General features: G+C 68.4%; 13 protein-coding genes. 4 read left to right on the top strand and 9 right to left on the bottom strand.

Going from position 1 to position 21254, the window contains the following annotated elements:
* Window positions 1–6: 6 nt before the first annotated feature.
* From rfbC (HV826_RS14015) to rfbB, 4 genes are read right to left on the bottom strand one after another with little or no spacing between them, the layout of a single operon-like run.
* Window positions 7–558 carry a dTDP-4-dehydrorhamnose 3,5-epimerase gene (rfbC, locus tag HV826_RS14015; RefSeq protein ID WP_176417514.1) on the bottom strand — a complete coding sequence of 184 codons (552 nt, stop codon included), beginning with the start codon at window positions 556–558 and terminating at the stop codon, window positions 7–9.
* On the bottom strand, window positions 555–1436 hold the full coding sequence (gene rfbA, locus HV826_RS14010; RefSeq protein WP_176417513.1) for a glucose-1-phosphate thymidylyltransferase RfbA: 882 nt from the start codon (window positions 1434–1436) through the stop codon (window positions 555–557). Before rfbA ends, rfbC (HV826_RS14015) begins: the two co-directional genes overlap by 4 nt.
* Before the next feature lie 15 nt (window positions 1437–1451).
* Complete coding sequence (locus HV826_RS14005) at window positions 1452–2354, bottom strand: SDR family oxidoreductase (protein WP_176417512.1); 903 nt, start codon at window positions 2352–2354, stop codon at window positions 1452–1454.
* 3 nt (window positions 2355–2357) lie between these two features.
* On the bottom strand, window positions 2358–3383 hold the full coding sequence (gene rfbB / locus HV826_RS14000; protein ID WP_176417511.1) for a dTDP-glucose 4,6-dehydratase: 1026 nt from the start codon (window positions 3381–3383) through the stop codon (window positions 2358–2360).
* 120 nt (window positions 3384–3503) lie between these two features.
* Here rfbB and HV826_RS13995 point away from each other — a divergent pair, with 120 nt between their 5' ends.
* The 3 genes from HV826_RS13995 (at window position 3504) to HV826_RS13985 (ending at window position 8026) form a co-directional block, all read left to right on the top strand.
* Window positions 3504–5147: a glycosyltransferase gene (locus tag HV826_RS13995; protein ID WP_176417510.1), complete on the top strand. Its 1644-nt coding sequence runs from the start codon at window positions 3504–3506 to the stop codon at window positions 5145–5147.
* Window positions 5137–5658, top strand: coding sequence for a hypothetical protein (locus HV826_RS13990; RefSeq protein ID WP_176417509.1), 522 nt, complete (start codon window positions 5137–5139; stop codon window positions 5656–5658). Before HV826_RS13995 ends, HV826_RS13990 begins: the two co-directional genes overlap by 11 nt.
* A 133-nt stretch (window positions 5659–5791) precedes the next feature.
* A complete protein-coding gene (locus HV826_RS13985) occupies window positions 5792–8026 on the top strand; it encodes a glycosyltransferase (RefSeq protein WP_368670917.1) in 2235 nt (744 codons plus the stop codon).
* Window positions 8027–8078: 52 nt separating this feature from the next.
* Here the strand turns inward: HV826_RS13985 and HV826_RS13980 are convergent, their stop codons facing one another.
* Window positions 8079–9272 carry a DUF2304 family protein gene (locus tag HV826_RS13980; RefSeq protein WP_217917543.1) on the bottom strand — a complete coding sequence of 398 codons (1194 nt, stop codon included), beginning with the start codon at window positions 9270–9272 and terminating at the stop codon, window positions 8079–8081.
* A 178-nt stretch (window positions 9273–9450) separates the two neighbouring features.
* Here HV826_RS13980 and HV826_RS13975 point away from each other — a divergent pair, with 178 nt between their 5' ends.
* Complete coding sequence (locus HV826_RS13975; protein WP_255208176.1) at window positions 9451–11613, top strand: hypothetical protein; 2163 nt, start codon at window positions 9451–9453, stop codon at window positions 11611–11613.
* Here HV826_RS13975 and HV826_RS13970 read toward each other — a convergent pair.
* The 4 genes from HV826_RS13970 to HV826_RS13955 all read right to left on the bottom strand — a co-directional run bounded on the left by HV826_RS13970 (window position 11597) and on the right by HV826_RS13955 (window position 21247).
* Window positions 11597–13939: a glycosyltransferase gene (locus HV826_RS13970; RefSeq protein ID WP_176417507.1), complete on the bottom strand. Its 2343-nt coding sequence runs from the start codon at window positions 13937–13939 to the stop codon at window positions 11597–11599. The two genes, HV826_RS13975 and HV826_RS13970, sit on opposite strands and share 17 nt — an antisense overlap.
* Complete coding sequence (locus HV826_RS13965; RefSeq protein ID WP_176417506.1) at window positions 13936–15990, bottom strand: class I SAM-dependent methyltransferase; 2055 nt, start codon at window positions 15988–15990, stop codon at window positions 13936–13938. The genes HV826_RS13970 and HV826_RS13965 overlap by 4 nt, the downstream gene beginning before the upstream one ends.
* A gap of 77 nt (window positions 15991–16067) precedes the next feature.
* Window positions 16068–19886, bottom strand: coding sequence for an O-antigen biosynthesis protein RfbC (gene rfbC, locus HV826_RS13960; RefSeq protein WP_176417505.1), 3819 nt, complete (start codon window positions 19884–19886; stop codon window positions 16068–16070).
* A gap of 41 nt (window positions 19887–19927) precedes the next feature.
* Window positions 19928–21247, bottom strand: coding sequence for an ABC transporter ATP-binding protein (locus HV826_RS13955; protein WP_176417504.1), 1320 nt, complete (start codon window positions 21245–21247; stop codon window positions 19928–19930).
* Window positions 21248–21254: the final 7 nt, after the last annotated feature.

The following is a 21254-nucleotide window of genomic DNA, read 5'->3' as shown; positions in this document are numbered from 1 at the left end:
CACCGTTCAGCCCACGTACTCCGGAAGCAACGGCGCGTCGCGCAGTCTCGGGGCCCGGGCGTCCTTGGGCGAAAGCAGCGGCTCGCTCACCGGCCAGGCAATCGCCAGGTCTGGGTCATCCCACGCGACGCTCCGCTCAGTCTCCGGCGCGTAGAGCGCGGTGCACTTGTAGTGGAAGTCCGCGGAGTCACTCACCACACAGAAGCCGTGGGCAAAACCCGGCGGAATCCAGAGCTGACGGCGGTTGTCCGCGGACAGCTCCACCGCCACCCACTGCCCGAAGGTGGGCGAGCCGCGCCGCACGTCCACCGCGACGTCGTACACGGCGCCCGCCAGCACCTGCACCAGCTTCCCCTGAGCCTGTGGCTCCTGGAAGTGCAGGCCCCGCAGCGTCCCCTTCGCCGAGCGCGAGTAGTTGTCCTGCACGAAGGGCCCAGGGATGCCCACGGCCGCGAACCGCGCCGCGTGGAACATCTCCATGAAGAAGCCGCGGTCATCACCGAAGACCTTGGGCTCCAGCAGCAGCACGTCCGGAAGCTCCAGCGGCGTCACCTTCATGAAACGGCTCCCCGGTTCTCCGCGAGCGCCCGCAGGTACTGGCCGTAGTCGTTCTTGAGCATGGGCTCGGCCAGCGTCAGCAGCTGCTGCGCGCCGATGTACCCCATGCGGAACGCAATCTCCTCCGGGCACGCCACCTTGAGGCCCTGGCGGCGCTCGATGATTTCGATGAAGTTCGACGCCTGCATCAGCGACTCGTGCGTGCCGGTGTCCAGCCACGCGTAGCCGCGCCCCATGAGCTCCACGTCGAGCTGGCCGCGTCGCAGGTACTCCGCGTTGACGTCGGTAATCTCCAACTCGCCCCGCTTGCTAGGCTTGAGGCCCGCGGCGATGTCCAGCACCTGGTTGTCGTAGAAGTACAGCCCGGTGACGGCGTAGTTCGACTTCGGCCTCAGCGGCTTCTCCTCCAGGCTCACCGCGCGGTTCCCGGCGTCCAGCTCCACCACGCCGTAGCGCTCCGGGTCCTTCACGTAGTACCCGAACACCGTCGCGCCCGAGGCACGCGACGCCGCGCGCTTCACCAGCTCGCTCAGGCCGTGGCCGTAGAAGATGTTGTCGCCCAGCACCAATGACACGCAGTCACCGCCCACGAACTCCCGGCCGATGACGAACGCCTGGGCCAGCCCCTCCGGCCTGGGCTGCTCCGCGTAGCTGAAGCGCATGCCCCACTGCTCGCCGCTGCCCAGCAGCTCTTGAAAGCGCGGTAGGTCCTGCGGCGTGGAGATGACCAGCACGTCCCGGATGCCCGCGAGCATCAGCGTGCTCAGCGGGTAGTAGATCATCGGCTTGTCGTGCACGGGCAGCAGCTGCTTGCTGACCACGCGCGTCAGTGGGTACAGCCGCGTCCCCGAGCCACCGGCGAGGATGATGCCCTTCATGTCCACCTCGGCACGTCAGTGTCCCCGAGCCGCGAGCCAGGTCGCGTGGAAGCGCGACAAGGACTCCGCGAGCGCCAAGGGAGGAACGGAAAGTTCGGCACGGACCTTGTCTGTGCGCAGACCACTCTTCAGCGGGCGGGGGCTGGCGAGCTTCAGCTCCGCCATGCGAGTGGGGACGATGAGCCCTGCATCGAACCCGAACACCTCGCACAGCGCGCGGCCAAAGCCCACTCTGTCGATGACCGTTCCGCCGCAAGTGTTCCACACGCCACCCAGCCGCCGCGTCCCCAGCTCCACCAGCATGGCGGCCACGTTGTCCGCGAAGCTGGGTGACACAAGCTGGTCCTCGAAGAGGCGCACCTGCTGCCCCTTCTCCAGCGCCGTCACCAGCCAGGCGCCGAAGTTGAGCCGCCCCTCCACCGGAGGCCAGCCGTACACCACGGCGGTGCGCGCAATGGCGCAGCCGGGCGCGAGCACCCGCGCGGCCTGCTCGCCCATGTGCTTCGTCACCGAGTACACGCCGCGAGGATTGGGCACCGCGTCCTCGCCATAGGGCCCGGCCTCGCCGTCGAAGACGTAGTCGGTGGACACGTGCACCAGGTGCGCACCGGCCTTGCGAGCACTCCGCGCCACGGCGGCGGCGGCGGCGGCGTTCCCCGCGTACGCGGCCTCCGGGTCCTTCTCGCAGGCATCCACCTCCGTCATGGAGGCGCAGTGGATGACCACCTCGGGAGCGGCGGTCTCCACGGCGGCGGCGACGTCCGCCTCGCGCGTGAGGTCCACGCTCACATATCCATACTCCCCACCGGTGCGCCGGGCGCCGCGGCCCAGCCCCACCACCGGGTGCCCGCCCTGCTGGAGCAAGGAACACACGCGGCTGCCCACCAATCCGTTGGACCCCGTGACGAGGAAGCGCATGGCTCAGGCCCTCCCCTGCAGGCGCGTGCGGTACTGCGTTTCGAAGTACTGGCGATAGGCACCGCTGGTGACGCGCTGCCACCACGCCGGGTGATCGACGAACCAGCGCACGGTGTCCGCCAGGCCTTGCTCGAAGGTGTGCGCGGGCGTCCAGCCCAGCTCCGCGCGAATCTTCGACGGGTCAATGGCGTAGCGCCGGTCATGCCCCGGCCGGTCCTTCACGTACTGGATGAGCGACTCCGGCTTGCCCACGAGGCCCAGAATCGCCTTCACGATGTCGATGTTCCGGCGCTCCGCCCCGCCGCCGATGTTGTAGACCTCGCCGGCCTGGCCCTGCTCCAGCGCCAACAGCAGCGCCTGGCAGTGGTCCTCCACGTGGAGCCAGTCGCGCACGTTGCCGCCGTCGCCGTACACGGGCAGCGGCTTGTCGTGCAGCGCGTTCACCACCATCAACGGAATCAGCTTCTCCGGGAACTGGTAGCGGCCGTAGTTGTTCGAGCAGCGCGTGACGACGACGTCCAGGTTGAACGTGTGGTGATACGCGAGCGCCACCAGGTCGGAGCTCGTCTTGCTGGCCGAGTACGGGCTGGAGGGCTGCAACGGCGAGGACTCGGTGAAGGCGCCCGTGGGCCCCAGCGAGCCGTAGACCTCGTCGGTGGACACCATGAGGAAGCGCTTCACGCCCCGGGCGCGGCTGGCCTCCAGGAGCTGCTGGGTGCCCAGCACGTTGGTGGTGACGAACACCTCCGGCCCGAGGATGGAGCGGTCGACGTGGCTCTCGGCCGCCAGGTGCATCACCGCGTCGATGGCGTGCACGGACAGCAGGTGCTCCACCAGCTCGCGGTTGCCGATATCGCCCCGGATGAAGACGTGCTGGGGGTCGCCCTCCAGCTCGGACAGGTTCTCGAGGTTGCCGGCGTACGTGAGCTTGTCGAGGTTGACCACCGTCCAGGCAGGCCGCTCGCGGCGCAGGTACTTCACGAGGTTGGACCCGATGAAGCCACAGCCGCCTGTCACCAGTACGTTCATTGTCCCGTGGACCTCGTGCGCTCGGAGCGAGCGCCTGCGTATCGAAGGGGTCCACGACCGTCAAGGCGAGAGGGAGGCAAGGCTTGTGGGCGGCCCTGCACGGCGGTAAGGGAGCCGGTCGTGAGCACACCACGCACCCCTCCCCGTCGGATTGGGCTTCCCGCCATCCACCAGGTGCTCCCCCGGCTCGCCTGGGGCGACGCCGTGGGCAATCAGGTGCGCTATCTCCAGGGCCTGCTGCGCCGCTGGGGACATGCCTCCGAAATCTACGCCGAGTCCTGGGACGACGCCTGCAAGGACCAGGTCCGCCCGGTGCGTAACTACACGCGGGAAGCGGATCGCGATGCCGTCCTGCTGGTGCATCACAGCTTCGAATCGCGGCTGGTGCCTCGCATCGCGAAGAGCCCCGGCCGCAAGGTGCTCGTCTACCACAACGTGACGCCCGCGCGGCTGTTCGCGGGCTTCGAGCGCAAGGTGGCCGCCGCGTGTGACGCCGCGCGAGCCGAGCTGCTGGCGCTTCGGCCTCACGTCGATGCGGCCTTCGCCTACTCGCGCTTCAGCGCCGAGGAGCTGGTGGCCGCCGGCTACCCGAACGTCGCGGTGCTGCCCTTCGCCATCGACTGGGCGGCGTTCGACACGGCGCCGGACCCGGCGCTCCAGGCCGAGCTGGACGACGGCATGACCAACATCCTCTTCGTGGGCCGCGCGGTGCCCAGCAAGAAGGTGGATGACGTGCTGCGCGTCTTCACCGCGTACCAGCGGCTCTACCAGCCCCGCAGCCGGCTCGTCATCGCGGGCGCCCTTCACCGGGATGGGGCCTATGGCGCCTACCTGCATGGACTGAAGGACGTGCTGGGCGCCGAGCAGGTCCGCTTCCTGGGACGCGTCAGCGCCGCGCAGCTCTCCGCCTGCTTCGCCACGGCGTCCGCATACCTCTCCATGAGCCGGCACGAGGGCTTCGGCGTGCCGCTGCTGGAGGCCATGTACCGGGGCGTGCCCGTGGTGGCCTACGGCGCCGCCGCCGTGCCGGAGACGATGGGCGGCGCGGGGCTCGCCACGTGCACGGACGAGCCGCGCGAGGTCGCGAAGCTGCTCGCCGTGCTGGACCGCAACGCAGAGCTGCGCGCGCAGGTGATTACCGCGCAGCGTGAGCGCATCGCCGAGCTGTCGCAGGAGGCCGTGGCCGAACAGGTCCGCGTGGCCTTCGAAGGCCTCTGCTCCGGCACGGCTCCGCGGCGCCCGGTGGCCATCACCACTGCCACTACGGTGGACCTCGTCTGCCCAGGCTTCACGGTACGGCCCGAGGAGCCAGCCTCACGTCTGGCCCGCCGGTTGGCGGAGCGCCTGCCAGGGGCTCGGGTGCTGGCCCTGCGGCCTTGGGGTGAAGCCGCGTCCCTGGCGCCGGAGCCCATCAGCGTCGAAGGTGTCGAGGTGACGCACTTCACGCCGGACCAACCCGTTGGCTCAAACGCCGAGGCGGCCCTGCCGGGGTCGTCCGCGCTGGAGACGGCGGTGCGGGCTTCGAGCGCGCCCGTGGTGCTGCTGGGCGCGGACACCGTGTCAGCGCAGACGCTGCTGCCCCATGTCTCGGCTCGAGCCTGGGGCGTCTGTGCACCTTCCAGCCAGCCAGCCCTGCTCGCATCCGTCCGGGAGCAACTGGGTGACAGGTTGGTGGTGGAGGAGGAGCCGGCTCACGTCGAGACGGCACTGCAGGCACTGTTCACGACGCTGGCGTCGACGGGAGTCATCTCACGTGCGAACTGAAGACCTCATCACGCGCAGCCCCACAGCCGAGGCCGTGGCGCGCGAAACGCAGCAACTTCCCGCGCCCTCCGATGAAACCCAGGAGGCACTTCGCCAGACGCTGGAGGCGGCGGCACGCCCCCCTACGCCCACGCCCTGGCCCGCGCTGCTCCAGGAGGCGCGAGGGAAGATGGACAGCCGCTACGTGGAGCCGGCGACCTCCCACCGGGGAGGCCTCACGGGGACCGCGCTCGTCCTGGCCAAGCGCGCCTTCCGCCTCACGTTCCAGCCCTTCATCAACGAGGTGCTGCGCAAGCAGGTGGAGTTCAACGAGTCCATCCTCGACGCGCTGGCGACCCTGCACGATGTGCAGCGCGAACAGGCGCGGGCCCAGGCCGCCTGGCGCAAGGAACTGGAGCGCAGGCTGGCGAAGCTCGAAGCCACGGGCACTCGCACCGAAGCCATCGCTGCCGAGCAGCAGGCGTCCCCGCCCGCCGCGTCCTCCAAGCGCACACGCAAGCGAGGCCGGTGACGACCGGGGCTCGAGACCTCGGCACGTCATCCCCGTGACTCCGCGTCCTGCGGGTGGCTGCGCGACCGCCGCGGTCCTCGACGTGCGATGAGCATGCGGCGCTGGGGCGGCGTTGAGGCGAGCGGCCGTTCGGGTGTATTCCCCACCTGTTCGACGCTTTCCTCTGTCCAAGGTCCGGTCCTTGCGCATCTGCCTCGTCTCCAAAGAACTCGCCCCTTTCGACAGAGGCGACATCGCGACCTATGTGGCAACCATGAGCCGGGCGCTTGCAGCGGCAGGCCATGAGGTTCATGTCTTGACGGCTGCGCATGCCGACTGGCAGCGCGCCGTGTCCCACCTTCCCGGCGTGCACCTGCACGCCGTGGATGAGCGAGAGGTGGACTTCAAGGGCGCGTTTCCACACGCACCGCTTCGCCATGCGTGGTCGGCGTACCGAAGCCTGCTGGAACTCCACGCGCGGCATCCCTTCGACGTCATCGAGTTCCCCGACGACGCAGGCGAAGGCTACTTCGCGATGCGCGCCCGGCGGACGCTGGGGCACTTCGAGCCAGCGGTCCTCGCGGTGCGCTTGCACGACTCCACCCACGACCGACTGCTGCTCAACAGGGTGGCCACGCTCGACATGGACACCGCCCAGCGCGAACACATGGAGGACACGTCCATCCGGGAGGCGGACCTCGTGCTGTCTCCCTCTGGCGCAGCCCTGGAGCGCGTCCGCACCAGGCTGGCGCTCAAGCGCACCGGCGTCGTGATTCCACCTCCGCTCGCGGCAGTTCGGGAGCCCCTCGCAGCCCCTCGTTCCCGCGAAGGACTGCCCCAGGTGCTCTACTTCGGAGACCTGGAGTACCGAAAAGGCGTGCACCTTCTCGTCGAAGCCATGCAGGCACTCTTCGAGCAAGGAGTCACCGCGGAGGTCCGGCTCATCGGAGATGACACGCGCACCGGCCCGTTCGGCCGCTCCCTCCGACACTGGTTGGAGCAGCGCATCGCGCCTGTCTGGCGGGACAGGTTCCACTTCACACCTCCGCGAGAGGGAGCAGACCGCGCCTTGGCACTCGCCGAAGCAACGGTGTGCTGCATCCCCTCTCGCTGGGAGCACTTCTCCCTTGTGTGCATGGAAGCGATGGCTGCAGGAGCGCTCGTGGTGGGCAGCGATGCCGGAGGCATGGCCGAGCTCATCGAGGACGGCCATAACGGCTTGCTGTTCCGGAGCGACGATGCTGCGCAGCTCGCCCGCGCGCTCGCTCGAGCCCTGTCCACACCAGCGCTACACGAAGCCGTCTGGCAGACAGCGCCCGCCCGTATCGCGGCCTGCTGCGCCCCTACCAGCATCGTCCGCCAGTTCGAAGCAGCAGTGGAGGGCGCGAGGAGCCACCGTCACGTGGGCCCCATCAGCGCCGCCGCGCCCAGACAGAAGAACCCGGCCACGCCGTACGTATCCATCCTCGTTCCCTACTACAACATGGGGCGCTACCTGCCGGAGACGTTGCGGTCCATTCGAGCCCAGACGTTCACGGACTACGAAATCATCCTAGTGGATGACGGCTCCACTGGCTCGGAGAGTCGAGACGTACTGGAGACGCTCCATGCGCCCGACCTCCACATCCTCCGCAAGCCCAACGGAGGACTCAGCTCAGCCAGGAACGTCGGTCTGCGCGCAGCACGGGGCCGGTATGTCCTTCCGCTGGATCCCGACGACCTCATCCAGCCCACTTTCCTGGAGAAAGCCGTCGCGGTGATGGACAGCACACCTGGGCTGGCCTACGTCACGTCGCTCGTCTCCTACTTCGTCGAGACGCCGGACCAGCCAGTGGGCGGTTGGATTCCCTGGGGTACAGAGCGTGACGCGCTCCTCGCGGAGAACGTGGCCTCCACCTGCACCGCGCTGATGGAGCGACAGCGCATCGAAGAAGTCGGCGGCTACGACGAATGGCTCACGGCCTATGAAGACTGGGACGTCTTCTGCTCCCTGGCCGAGCGCGGGCTCGTGGGCTCCGTCATCCCGGAGCCGCTCTTCCACTACCGGCTGCGTCCCGACTCGATGACCCGCAGCATGCGCGTCCATGACCGCTACGCGCAGATGGCCTACCTGTGCCAGAAGCACCCCACGCTGCCGCTCCACCCGGAGCGAACACTTCGGATGCAGCTCGGGCGCGCCCAGAGGCAGGAACTCCACCTGCGCGCCACAGGCACGGCGTCCCCACCGCTCCTGAATCGCTTCGCCGACACGGTGAACGCCACGATCAAGCGGTTCGACTTCGCCCATGCCACCTTGCGCCGCGCCGCGGTCTGGGTCGCGGGTGCCGACGACGCTTCCCGCCCACTGCGCCATCAGGTCATGGAGCGGTTCTTCAGACGCCGCAATTGAAACGCTGGCCGCGCCACGTGACGAAGCAGGCCCGGACCACGTCATCCCCTCGCTACCCGCCCAGCCGATCCTGCTCCGCCGGCGGACGTGAAACGGGCTCGCGTGGGACGAACGACACCACAGGGCTCGCGACGTGTTCCGAATGCGGCGCGAGCGCGCGCGGCTCCTTGCGAAGCAACGAGCGCAGCCGCAACCCGCACAGGGCGGACGCCACCTTCGTCATGAACTGGAGCCCGTTGAGCCCCGTCAGACTCGAGGTCCCCGTGGTGCGTGGGCGCATCGCGACCGCGACCTCTCCGATTCGGAGCCCGGCGAGCGCGACGAGCGCGATCGACTCTGGCTCCGGATACTCATCTGGCATGAGGCGCAGCAAGGTGGCCACGGCCCGAGGCGAGTACACCCTGAAGCCCGACGTCGGGTCTGTCACCCGTGCCCTCTGGCCAAACATCCCCAGCAGCACGTTCACGACGCGCCCTCCCACCCAGCGAAGGGGCGTCGTGCTGGCCAGCGTGTCCGTCCCGCTCGCCGCGACATCGCAGAAACGCGAGCCAATGAGCAGATCGGTCTGCTTGTCCCACGCAGAGCGGACCAGGTCAGGGATGGACTCAATCGGATGTTGTCCGTCGGAGTCACACTGCACGACGCAGCTGACCTCCAACCGCTGGGCCAGGAGGAACCCTGTCCGCAGCGCCCCGGACACGCCGATGTTGGTGTGGTGCGTGACGTGGTTTCGTGGTGCCAGCCGCCGAAGAACCCCGGCCGTACCGTCCACCGACCCATCATTGACGATACAGAAATCCAGCTCCCAGTCCGGCGTGGCGCGAGTCAGCGCCATGAGACGCGGCAGGAGCGCTGGAAGGCTCTCCGATTCATTGAAGCAAGGGAGGACCACCAGCACGCGAGGACGACCACTCTCGGGGGCCGCTGGCGCGTCGGGAAACGTCTGGGCGGCAAGCGATGACACGACCTGCCCCAGTTGCCGCTGCACGCGCGTGCTCTCCGCGTAGTGCGCCAGCATCTGAACGAACAGGAACATGGTGAGCCCAGCCAGGACCATGTTGCTGACCAGGCTGATCCCCAGCAATCGAGCCACGGGCACCAACCCATCCGGACGGATGGCCGCCACGAGCACGAAGCCACTGGCAATGAACCACGTCACGGAATGGCGTGCCGCGAGCCGCGAGCCGAACTGGGAAATGACCACGAAGAAGAAGCCCACCACCACGGTAATGAATGGCAGCGACATTCCGGAGTCCCCCACAGCAATGGCCTGACCGTTCGAACACACAGAGAAGCACTCACACTTCTCCGGTTTGCATTGCCCCCCCCTCCGTACGGTACTCACGCCATCAATGCAATCCCCTGAAGCACAGGTGCCAGTTCCTGACGTACGCTCCGCCCCACGGCGCTGGCCTTGCGCCGCGATGAGCATGCTGCTCGCGCTCAGTACCGCGGGGGTATTGACGCTGGGGGCATGGGCGCCCCCCTTTCAGTCCCTGGGCTCCCGCCTCCTGCTCGTCCTCGGGTGCCTGGCTTTGGGCGCGGTGCTGTACCGCTTTCTCCTTCCGTGGCTGCGCAGTCTGATGGCGCCCTACTCGGCCGCTCAGCAACGGACCTGGCTGGGAGTCGTCTTCCTGGTCGCCGTGCTCCTGATGGTGGCCACCCCTCTTCACGTCATCCTGCCCGCGGAGCCGCTGTCCGTGACGGTCCAGGCCACGGGCGAGCGGAACCCCGGTTCTCAGGGCAGCGAGGTGTGGGTCCTCGGCCTGCTCGACGCCAACGGGAACCCACTGCCTCCCGCGGGCTGGCGTCCCGAGGGGGGCTGGGAACACCGAGCTGGAAGCGCCTGGGTTTCGTACCTCGATCAGCCGGCGCGCCTGCATTGGGAAGGCGGAGGTCCCGAGCCCAGGGTCCTCCAAGTGTTGGCGCACGCGTTCTCCGGCATCGTGGAGTACACGGTGAACGGTCGAACCGAGCGGCTCGACCTCTATTCGCCGCCCGGGACAGACGCGCGCCAGGACCTGGTCCTCCATCCTCCCGACAGCACCTTGACGGCCAGCGCCAGTCTCCGAATCACTGTCACGTTGGCGGCCCACGCGCTGGTCCTCGGCACGCTCCTGCTCATGACGGGGCTCTGGCTCACGAGCCGTCCGCCTCCCTCCACCACGCCTCTGTCACGGCGATGGGTGGGGCTGCTGACGCCCATTCCTACCGTGGTGGTGGCTGGCATCTGGCTGCTGACCGTCTACCCGGGGATGCTGAGTCCCGACTCGACGGCACAATGGCGTGACGCCCTTTCCGGGTACATGGATGATGCGCATCCGCTGTTCCACACCGCCTCCATCCGATTCCTCCAGAAGCTCTGGGAATCACCCGCGATGGTGGCGCTCGCGCAGATTGCCGGCCTGGGGGCGCTGGTGGGCTGGGGCTGCGCGGCGCTCTCGCGGGCAGGAGTCTCCCGAGGCATCATCGCGCTCACCGCGACGGCGTTCGCGCTGGCACCCGTGAATGGGACGATGGCCGTCACCCTCTGGAAGGACGTCCCGTTCAGCCTCTGCATCCTCGCGCTGTGTATCTGGGTCTTCCGCTCCGCCACCGACACCAGCACGCGCTGGGACGTGCCGTTCTGGGTGAGCATGGTGGTGCTGGGCGCCATGGCCATGTTGTTCCGTCACAACGGTCTGCCCGCGGTGGTCGGAACCTTCCTGGCGCTGGGGCTCCTCCGGAGGGAGCGCTACAAAGCGGTGGCGCTCGCGCTCGTGGCCACGTTCGTCGTCGCCTCGGGGACCCGCTGGGTGCTGAGCCAGACGTACACCATCAAGCCCTTCGCCAAGGGGATGACGCTGGTCGGCTTCCTGGGCGCCCACGTGGCGGCGGGAACACCTCTGGAGCCCGGTGAACGCGCCCTCCTCGAGGAGCTCCACCCGCTTGATGACAAGTGGAACTACCGCTGTTTCAGCAACGTGTTCACCATCTGGGATGGGCGCTTCGACATGGACGCGCTGATGCGGCACAACGAGGCGTTGCTTCCGCTCCTCGTCCGCCTGACTCAACGAGACGCAGCGCCGGTGCTCTCACACGTGCTGTGCAGCAGCTCGGTGCTCTGGAAGCTCTCGCAAGGCTCGGACCACCTCAATGGCCCTCCCATCTGGATGGGGCCCGACGGGGCGCTGGGCACCATCGAGCCCGAGGAGCGGCACCTTCGGACCACCTCACACCTTCCAGCCCTCCGTGAGCCCCTGCTCCGGTGGACCGTCCGGACGCTTCGGCCAGACCTGGCCTGGCTGCTCTGGCGCCCCGCGCTGCCGCTCTACCTGCTGCTGCTCGCGTGCGCGGTGGCATGCATCCGCCACCGAACCTGGCGGCTTGCCACCGTGGCGCTCCCCGTCATCTTGCATACGGCGGCGCTCGCCGCGCTCATCCCGTCACCCGACGTGCGCTACCAGTACCCCGTGTTCCTCGTGGCCCTGATGTTCGTTCCCGCGTGGCTCGCGGGGATGCGACTGAATGCGGCGCCCTCGGCTGAAGCACCGCGACGCGCGCCTTCCAGCTCGCACGACACGTCAACGCTCAGGTCAGCCGGTTGACGGTGCTTCGAATCGCGCGGTGAATGACGGGCATCCGCTTGAAGAGCGTGTTCGCGCGGTCCACGAGCACGTAGCGAAGCGGAGGCGTCTCCACGGGGCTCCCGCTCCCCGGCGCTCCGCTGGCGGGAGCGGGTTTGCCCGCGACGGCCTGCTTGAGCAAGGGGTGCACGAGGGGCAGGCGCTTCAAGGCCGCGTTCATCAAATCCACGACGTCATAGCGCAGCGGCCGGACGGCCTCGACCAGTACATGGGCGGACTCCAGGGCCGCGGACGCCGCGGAGGACGGCCGACGCTCCTGCGTGTCAAGCGCGCCATGGGGGTCGACCATGGCCTCGCGGGAGTGCGCGAGCAGGGCGAAGAGCCGCGTCGACGGGTGCAGTGGCGCGGGCACGCCTTCGAAGAGCCGCACCAGCCAGCGGAAGTGCTGGCGTTTCTGGGACGCGGACGGAGTGATGTCCTGCCCCCGCCGCGAGAAGAAGTGGACCTGGTTCGTCACCAGGAAGCGGTGTCCCCCCTGCGCGAGCCGCAGGAAGAAATCCCAGTCCGCGTAGCCGGACAGGGTTTCATTGAAGGCGTGCTGCTCCAGGACGGTGCGGCGCAGCAGCGCCGTGGGCGCGGAGACCTGGTTCGCGGCCAGCGCGTACGTCGGACAGTCCCCCAGGTACGTCATGAACCCCTTGAACTGGCGGTTGGCCAGCTCTTCGCTGGAGTGGAAGCGGCCCCCGGTGGGGACCACGCCCGCGTACGCCTGTCGCGCTTCCAGCGCGGCGACGGCGTGCTGGATGAAGTCCGGGGACAGGCTGTCGTCCGACTCCAGGAACACGACATACGCCCCGCGCGCGGCGCGGACACCCAGGTTGCGAGCCCCCGCGAAACCACGGTGAACCGGGGAGCGAACGACACGAAGCCCCTCCCCTTCAGCCGCGGACCGCTCCAGGCGCTGCAGGACCTGCATGTCGAAGGCGCTCGTGGACCCATCATCCACGATGACGACTTCCACCTCCGGGTACGTGCTGGCGGCGACACCTTGCAGCGCGATGGGCAGGAAGAGGCCCTGGTCATGATTGATGATGACCACGCTGACCAGCGGAGCCTGCGGGGCCCGCGTGGGCGGCGTCTCCGGCGCGTGGCGCTCCCAGTAGGGACGGTCCACCGTCCAGCGGACGGGGGCCAACTCCTGCCCTTCCAGCGCCTTGCGCATGGCCACCACCAGCGCCTCCAGGCTGCCGTCATACTTGTGGCAGTGGACCCCGTCGACGAAGGGGCTGTCGTCACCGAAGGCCAGACAGGCCGAGTTGAGCACCAGCCGGGTGCCCGCGACGGAAGCCTCGTAGGCCGTGAGATTCAGTGACTCATAGCTGGAGGTGATGACCACCACCCCCGCGCGCATGTGGGCTTCCCGGTCAGGACCTGGCTTGATGAAAACGAAGCGGTCCGTCAGGTCCGAAGGGATGAGCGCCTTGACCTCGGAGAGGAACTCCGGGTCGAAGGCATGGCACGCCAGGATGGCCTTGCCCTCGTACTCCGGCCACGTGCGCATCAACAACACGGCGCCCCGGACGAAGACATCCGGCTGCTTGAAGTGCTGAATCTTGGTGACGAACACCAGGTTGCGCTGGGTCGCGGGAACGTCGACCTGCCGGGACGGCGCCGCCGGAGACTCCAGGACCACCGGGGGAAACTCCACCCGCACCTTGCGCATCCACGCTTCATCGAAGCCGTAGAAGCGCCGGTTGAACTCGGCGATGCAGGGAAGATGCCCCACCACGAGGTCCGCATCGAGCAAGGACTTCCGCTCGAGCTCGAACCGCCCCAGGTTCTCGACCTCGAGCGTGTTGGGCTCGTGGTGCATGATGGTGCCGTAGCTCGAGTGCAGCCGCACCGAGAGGGTGGTCTGCGCGAAAGCCAGCCCCAGGTGCTTCTCCTGCAGCGCGGCGAAGGCCCAGCCGCGAAAGTCCGCGAACTCGATGACGTCGAAGCGCAGGCCCTCCGCTTCGCGCGCCTTCAGGTAACGCATCACCTCCAACGACTCGCCGTGCCAACGTGAATCCCGGAAGGCTTCCGTGGGCGGATAGAGGCCATGCGCATCCGCGGCGGTCTGTTGCGGTTCGCGGAAGTCGCACAGATGCGCCTTCACCCGCCCCCCGAAGAAGAGCTCCACCTGGGCCGTCTGCACGGAAACGGTGGGCGGGAACAGGACATGGAACTCCACGTTCGCGCCGTGGCGCTGCGAGTCCATGATGAGGTTGTGCGCGACGCGGCCAATGCCCCCTGCGGTGAATGGGTAGAGCTCATCGGTGACGAGGCAGACGCGGGTCAGGCTCATGGCTGTGCGAACTCAAGATAGTGGTTGATCGCTTGGGCGCAGAGCATCTGGGTGTAGTCCTCCAGCATCTGCGCGTACTCCTCCGGCGAACGCTCCCGGAGGCCGACGACCCGCTCCAGCGCCGAGCGAATCTGTCCGAGCGAGCCGGTGCCCGCGACCTGAACCAATCGCTGAAAGGGGTGTTCATCCAGTGACCCCAGGGTCAGCGGCCCTGTCAGGCACGCCACACCGTGAGTCAGCCCCTCCAGGGCGGTCATCGGCTGGCACTCGGCGAGCGTCACGTTGAGGACGACGTCCGTCTCCCGGATGAGGTTGAACAGCTCCGAACGGTTCAACGGCCCCACGTTGATGACGGAGGCCTTGAGGGGCAGCTCCGGACGGGCCGTGAAGGGACTGGTGACGAAGACGCGCTCCATCCCCGGCAGTGACGCGGCGACGAAGACGTTGGAGTAGAAGTTCTTCCACCAGTTGTTGGGCGTGGGAACGAAGGCGGCCCGCGTTGGCGGAGCGCGGTGACGTTGGTCCGCCGGCGCGACCCGAGGAGGAAGGTTGAGCAGGACCTTCTGGAAGAGCAGCGGTGACATCAAGTGCATCTCTGGCTTGACGCACGCCACGGAATCAAGAAGCCCCTGCTCCCGGAGCGCCAACAAGCGGCTGAAGGTCTCCAGTTCGAAGTCGAAGTGGAACTGAGCCGTGGAGCCGTGCCACACACAGCACAGCTTGAGCGTGCTGCCGAACACGCGACGAAGCATGTGCATGACTTCCAGGGCATTGGGCGAAAACCCCTGGAAGATGATGGACCGCGCGCCCAGCCGCTCACACGTTTCGGCGATGTGCTGGTGGTCCGCCGCGGTCAACGCGCGATTCGCGGTAATGCCAATCTTGTGTCCCGGCGCATAGCCAGACGCAGCGCGGATGCCGTACCACTCCTGGTGGAAGAGATGCACCACGCGGGAGAGCCGCGGGTCCACGTGCGCCCACGTCGTATCCAGCGGGGCATCGACGACGACGGCCTCCGCTACGGCGTCATGCCCATAACGCGGCGCGGGCGCGTCGACCGGCGCCCGCGCAGGCTCCACCGACGCGGCGCGAAGGCGGACCAGCTCATCCGAAAGCGACAACAAGCGCTGCCGCCGCTCCGAGCGCTTCAGCTCGACCGTCAGGCGCTCCGTCAGCTCGGAGGCCCGCATCCCCGTGAGTCCGTCCCCGGCCCGGAGCGCCTCGCCCGCGTGCTCCGTCCACGCCCGCAGCCGCGGCAGGGACTGGACGCTCAGCGACTCCAACGTCACCTCCCGGTGCTCGTCCCGTGCGTGCTCGACGGACTGGAGCTGGAAGAAGCGGCGGCCTTGGGACGCGTTGCGCTTGAAGACGTAGACGTCATGCGTGGCCAGGAGGCCACCGCCGTGGTGCATGTCCCAGCCAGCGGGAGTCAGCTCCGCGTAGGGGTGCAGCCAGCAGCCCTGGTGCCAGGCGTTCTCCCAGATGCCGAAGGGCACAAGCTGGTTTTCGACCAGGCACAACAATCCGCCGGGACGCACGAGCTTGCCTAGCGATTCCATCAGGCCAGGCAGACGCTCCGGCGGGTTGTGGATGAGGACGGACACGGTGAACACCACGTCGAACGTCCTGTCCCCCACTGCCTCCAGGGCATCCGGCCCACTGAAGAGCCGCGTGTCCAGCGTCTCCAACCCCACGGGCGGCGCTTGCCGCAGGGGCTCCATCATCGCCTCGGAGAAGTCGTAGCCGTGGTAGCGAACGCCTTCGAGCGACGCCAGATAGGAGGCATGCCGCCCGAAGCCGCAACCAAACTCCAGGACGTCCAGCGGCCTCCCCAGGGCGCGTTGCTCGGCCTGCATCAGCTTCGTGAGCAGCGCCTCTTGTTGGCCATACCCGGGGTTTCCCGCCTCCTGACGCGTGCGGATCATCTCCCGGTAGGTGTAGCCGCTCGTGGCCTTCCAATACTGGCTGCTCGCCGCTTCTTCCGCCTGCGGCTGCCGCGACGCGCTCGGCTCCGGCGACGACGCGATTTGAAGTTGGGTGTCATCCCGCATGGTGGAGATTCCTTCTGCCGCGGCCCCCCAGGGCCAATGTTCAACCGCCAGTGCCCCTGTGTTCAGCTGGCGTGTTCCTAGGATGAAGCTGAAGCCCGGTCGTCCCGCGTCGCCGCTGGGTGCGCCCCTGTGTTCAGCAAGCCCTTCATGACCCGGTCTACCTCGGCCTCCCATGTCGTCTGGCTGACCCGCTCCGCGGCCTTCGCGCCGAGCCGGGCCCGGAGCGCGCCGTCCGAGACCGCGTCGCGAAGCCGGGCCAGTACGCCACTCGGGGTCGGCTCGGCAAGCAGGCAGTTGTCACCATGCGTCAGCAACCACCGATTGGTGGGATTGTCGTTCGTGACGACAGTGACACCGCAAGCCATCAGCTCCAGCGGCAGATACGACGGATGCCGGGTGAACATGAAACACACCCCGACATCACACTCGCGGTAGAGCGCCCCCGTCCGTTCCGCCGGCAACATTCCCAAGTTGGTGACAAGCCCCCGGACGCCGTAGGCCTCGGGGTCCCACTCCGCGCCCGCCGCGAGCACCTCGACGGCGGGGCCCAGCTCGCGCTTGAGCTGCGCCAACGCGGCCAGCCCCAGCTCGAAGCCATTGCGCTCGTTGCCCGGGCGTCCATAGAAGAACACGCGCACAGGCCCCTGGCGCGGGGGCCGGCGCGGATGAAACACAGCCCCATCCACCGCGGGCTCGAACCAGGCGCCCTCCATCCCGTGCAGGCCCACGACGTGCTCGTGGAGTCCGGGCGTGTTGAAGATGCCGTAGAAGCCCAGGCCATACGTCTGTTCTGCCAGCGCGGAGGGGGTGCCCGCCGCGTGGAACAGCGGCTCATAGTCCTGGACGAAGTAGCCGCGAACGCCGGCGCGCGGGTGGTGCAGCACGCGATAGGCGGAGGTCCACGCGGTGGCCAGCGCCAGATCGCATGCGGGCAAGGACGCCACGTCCTCGGGCCGTTGCAACACCCGCACGGCGCCCGCCGCGGCCGGGCAGATGGCCGCGACACGCGCCTCGATGTCCCCTGGCCTCACGTTCGGCTGGTCGTAGATGACGAAGTCGCTGCGCACGCCGTGGCGGCGCTGCATCAGGTCCGCGAAGCGGAAGATGGTGTGGATGCCCGCGTAGACATGGCCGAAGGCGGGAACGAACCAGGTCGCCGTCTCCACACGCCCCTTGGCGCGCAGCGCCGCCAGCGCCCCCGGCGCGGACTCGCGCGAGGCCTGGGCCTGTTCGGGCGTGTAGTCCCAGGCGTCCAGGTGCTCGATGAGGTGCCGCTGCGCTCGCGCCCGCTGCTCACCCTGGACATCCCGCGCGCTCGGAACGTCGCGCCCCAGCGTCCGAACCGCCAGCTGCTCGCCATCCTCCGGATGTCGGCGGAGGCCGCAGTCGGTGGCCGTCAACGTGAGGTGAGGGTTGTAGTAGGGGTCGCCCTTCGGCCCCAGCCACGGTCGGTAAGCGGCATAAGACAGCCAGTAGTCCGCTTCGGGGATGGCGTCCGCGCGCCGGCTGGCCGACTCATGATGAATGAGCCGCGTGTGCGCCGTGCACACCACGCGGAGGCCCTTCGCATTCAGCCGCAGGCCCAGCTCCACGTCGCTGCCGCACACCTGGAAACGCTCGTCGAAGCCCCCCAGCGACTCGAAGACCTCGCGGCGGAGGATGACGCACGCACTGGTGACGGACAGCCAGTTCCGCGTCCACTCGGTGTGCCCGAAAGGCGTGGAGATGGGCCCCTCCGGCAGCCGCCAGAAAGGATGCCCCGCGAAGCCCGTCATCCCCACCACGACGCCCGCATGTTGCACGGTGCCTTCGGGGAAGAGCAGCTTGCACCCCACCGCGCCTACCTCGGGCCGCTGGGCCTGGGAGACCAGCTCATCCAGCCAGGAGGGGTCCACCACCTCCATGTCGTTGTTGAGGAAGAGCAGCAGCTCCCCGGAGGACTGCTTCGCGGCCCAGTTGTTGATGGCCGGGTAGTTGAAGGGGTGATTCCACGTCAGCTTCACCAGCCGCGGGTCCACCCATTGCTCCAGCAGCGCGAACGTCTCTGGCCGGGTGCTGTTGTTGGAGACGAGCAGCACCTCGAAGTGTGGATAGCGGGTGCGCGCCAGGAGGCTGTCCACCAGCGTGCGCAGCAGGTCCGGGCGGTCCTTGAAAGGGACGATGATGGAGACCTTCGGCGTGCCCCGCACCGGATAGCGGACCCGGTACTGCCTGGGCGCCGGGTTCGTCACTTCCGCCGACTCCCCCCGACGAGCCAGGTGCTCTGACAGTGCCCGCACGCCCGCCTTCGTGGCCGCGTCCAGCCCAGCGCCCTGGTTGCCCGAAGCCGCCGACCCCACACGCGCGTGGTACAGCGGTTCCGTGACGTGGCCAATGGACGAGGTGGCCTCGCTCAGCCGCAGCATCAGGTCATGGCCCTGAGCGCCATCGAAGCCCTCTCGCACGCCGCCCACCTGCGCCAGCGTCTCGCGACGGACCACCAGGAAGTGACGGACGTAATCCACGGAGCGCAACAGGTCGGGCGACCAGTCCGGCTTGAAGAAGGGCGCGGCGCGGTGGCCCTGCGCGTCCAAAACGTCCTCGTCCGTGTAGAGGAGCGCAAGCTCGGGCCGCGCCAGGAACGCCAGCGCCACCTCGGCCAGGGCATGCGGAGAGAGCGTGTCCTCGGCGCCCAGGAACCCCACGAAGTCACCACGGCACGCCGCGAGCCCCTCGTTGGTGGCTCGGGACATGTCCCCATGGGACGACGCGGTGAGGACGCGAATGCGAGGCTCCCGCGCCGCCGCTTCCCGAAGGATGCGCACCAGGCGCGGCGCGGTGCTGGCGTCATCGACCAGGAGCCACTCCCAGTCGGCGTACACTTGCGCGGCCACCGAGGCGAGGCACTCACGAAGGAAGGCTTCCGAGGCGTCGTGGACCGGCGTGATGAGTGAGATGAGCGGTCGCCGAGCCAGCCGCGCGACGGCCTCATGCGCCGCGGTGACACGCGCCGGCTCCCGCGCCGCGCACCAGGCGGGGTAGTCCGCCAGCGACGGCGGCGGCGGCGGCGCCGTCCGCGTGCCCAGGAGGTTGGCGAGCGCGAGCACCGACTCCGCATTGAAGCGGGACTGGCGCCGAAGCACCTCGCCCCACAGCGGTTGGGTGACACGGAGGGCGCCGGGAAGGGTCCGGCCCGCCAGCGGCTCGCGCAGCGCTTCGACGTCCGCCACATGGCCGCGGGCCTCGGCTTCTCCTGGAGCCTGCGCACCCGCCGCCGCGCGGACGGCCTCCACCATGGCCAGGTTCCACCGGGCCTGCCCCTGGAGCACGGCCTCCAGCACGGGCCCCAACGTGTAGAGGTAGCCCCGCTTGGCGAAGCCCACCAGCGCTCCCGCCACGCGCCCGCGATGCGACCCCACTGCCCACCGGGTGGGCACCGCCAGCGGCTCCAGTTGAGCGACGGCCCAGGAGGACACGTCATCACGCAAGCCCAGGGCCCGGTGCACCGTCAGGTACTCCAGCACCCGCACAAGCGCGCGGTTGAAGTTCGCCTGGGGCCGAAGCATCTCGATGTGGAAGGGCTCCAGCCCGTTGACGAAGGCACGCTTGGCGGACGTCACCAGCTTCCCCCCACGCGCCCGATGCGACGCCGGGATGGAGAACGCAGCCGGGTCCGCCAGCCTCGCGGCCTCCTGGAGCGAGGACAGGCCCTGGCCGCCATCGGGGAGCGCGCGGTGGAGGTGCTCCGTCGCCAGGCGCAGCGCGCCTTCCAGGGCGCTGCGCTCGTCGCACTGCTCGGGCGCGCACGGCTGACGCTCCTCCAGCACCTTCCGGAGGACAGCCACCATCTGAGCGAATTCCCCCGGCCCCGGCGCCGCCACGTGCCCCCGCGTCACATCAGCCCACTTCTGCCACATGACTCACCCCTCCCCCTGGGTACCGGCGCGCTCCTGAACCCTCATCCCACCTCCACACGCGGAGACGTGCCTGGCTCGAACGGGACGCCCGCCTGGGACTCGGTCCCCGGCTCCACCAACCACCGGTGAGGAGGACGAAACACCCCTTCGTCCTCGGTCGTCGAAACCACCCGGAACGCACAGCGCCCGGACGACTCACCCTTCGAGGACCGAGCCGACACCACCAGCGAGTAGTCGCCCCCCAGCGCACCCAGGCGCTCGACCACGAAGCGAAGCACCCCCTGGGTCGGCATCCGAGAGAGCACCACCGCCTCCCGGCGGGTGCTCGTCTCATACAGGGTACGTCCGTCCGCGGCCTGCAGCCGCACGTGGAAGTCCACGTCCTCGTCCTCGCACGGCCCTTCCACGGAGAAATCCGCACGGACCTCCAGTCCCTGCTCCGGAGACAGGACTTCCAGGGACTCGCCCCGAGCGTCCAACAACCGCACCCGGTGGATACGGACAGGTCCTTCGGAGGGAAGCGTCGCGACCGGTACCTGTGGCAGCGCACCGCCGCCCTCCGTGAGCGCCGGAGGCGTGAACGCGGCGGACTGCGCCTCCGCCAGGGAGATGGCCTCACGGTACTCGGCGGTGACCTCCGAGGGCTTGCCCACGCGGCGGACATAGCCGCCATCAATCCACGCAGCCAGGTCACACCAACGCTCCACGGTGCCCAGCTCATGCGTCACCAGGACGATGGTCTTCCCCTGCCGCTTGAAGTCCATCATCTTCGCCAGGCTCTTCTTGCTGAAGTGCTCGTCGCCCACGGCGAGGATTTCGTCGATGATGAGGATGTCCGGGTCCACGTGCGTGGCCACCGCGAACGCCAGGCGCATGTACATGCCGCTGGAGTAGGTGCGCACCGGCTCGTCGATGAACTCGCCCAGCTCGCTGAAGGCGATGATTTCATCCATCCGGGCCCGGACCTCGGCGCGCGTCATGCCCAGGATGATGCCGTTGATGAGGATGTTCTCCCGGCCAGAGAAGTCCGGATGGAAACCGGCGCCCAGGTCCAGCAAGGCGGAGATGCGACCGTTGATTTGCAGGTCGCCAGCGGTGGGCGTGTAGATGCCGGTGATGAGCTTGAGCAGCGTGCTCTTCCCCGAGCCGTTCCGCCCGATGATGCCCACCGTCTTCCCCTTGGGAATGGTGAGGTTGATGCCGCGCAGCGCGGTGATGAGGCTCGCATCACGCGACTGGCGCTTGCCGCGCAACCAGCGAAGCAGCTCGGACTTGAAGGTCGTGTACTCGCCCCGGATGGTCCGCTTCCGGAAGCTCTTCACGACGTCCTTCAGGATGATGGCGTCCATGGATTCAGTCATACCGACG

Source organism: Myxococcus sp. AM010, from assembly GCF_013372585.1.
GTDB lineage: Bacteria > Myxococcota > Myxococcia > Myxococcales > Myxococcaceae > Myxococcus > Myxococcus vastator.
This window is presented reverse-complemented; position numbering and strand designations above follow the sequence as displayed.

What these genes read in the sequence shown, in the direction of transcription:
- HV826_RS13970 (WP_176417507.1), bottom strand. Translation starts at nt 13,939, where the DNA reads ATGAGCCTGACCCGCGTCTGCCTCGTCACCGATGAGCTCTACCCATTC.
- HV826_RS13975 (WP_255208176.1), top strand. Translation starts at nt 9,451, where the DNA reads ATGAGCATGCTGCTCGCGCTCAGTACCGCGGGGGTATTGACGCTGGGG.
- HV826_RS13955 (WP_176417504.1), bottom strand. Translation starts at nt 21,247, where the DNA reads ATGACTGAATCCATGGACGCCATCATCCTGAAGGACGTCGTGAAGAGC.
- rfbC (WP_176417505.1), bottom strand. Translation starts at nt 19,886, where the DNA reads ATGTGGCAGAAGTGGGCTGATGTGACGCGGGGGCACGTGGCGGCGCCG.
- rfbB (WP_176417511.1), bottom strand. Translation starts at nt 3,383, where the DNA reads ATGAACGTACTGGTGACAGGCGGCTGTGGCTTCATCGGGTCCAACCTC.
- rfbC (WP_176417514.1), bottom strand. Translation starts at nt 558, where the DNA reads ATGAAGGTGACGCCGCTGGAGCTTCCGGACGTGCTGCTGCTGGAGCCC.
- HV826_RS13965 (WP_176417506.1), bottom strand. Translation starts at nt 15,990, where the DNA reads ATGCGGGATGACACCCAACTTCAAATCGCGTCGTCGCCGGAGCCGAGC.
- rfbA (WP_176417513.1), bottom strand. Translation starts at nt 1,436, where the DNA reads ATGAAGGGCATCATCCTCGCCGGTGGCTCGGGGACGCGGCTGTACCCA.
- HV826_RS13980 (WP_217917543.1), bottom strand. Translation starts at nt 9,272, where the DNA reads ATGTCGCTGCCATTCATTACCGTGGTGGTGGGCTTCTTCTTCGTGGTC.
- HV826_RS14005 (WP_176417512.1), bottom strand. Translation starts at nt 2,354, where the DNA reads ATGCGCTTCCTCGTCACGGGGTCCAACGGATTGGTGGGCAGCCGCGTG.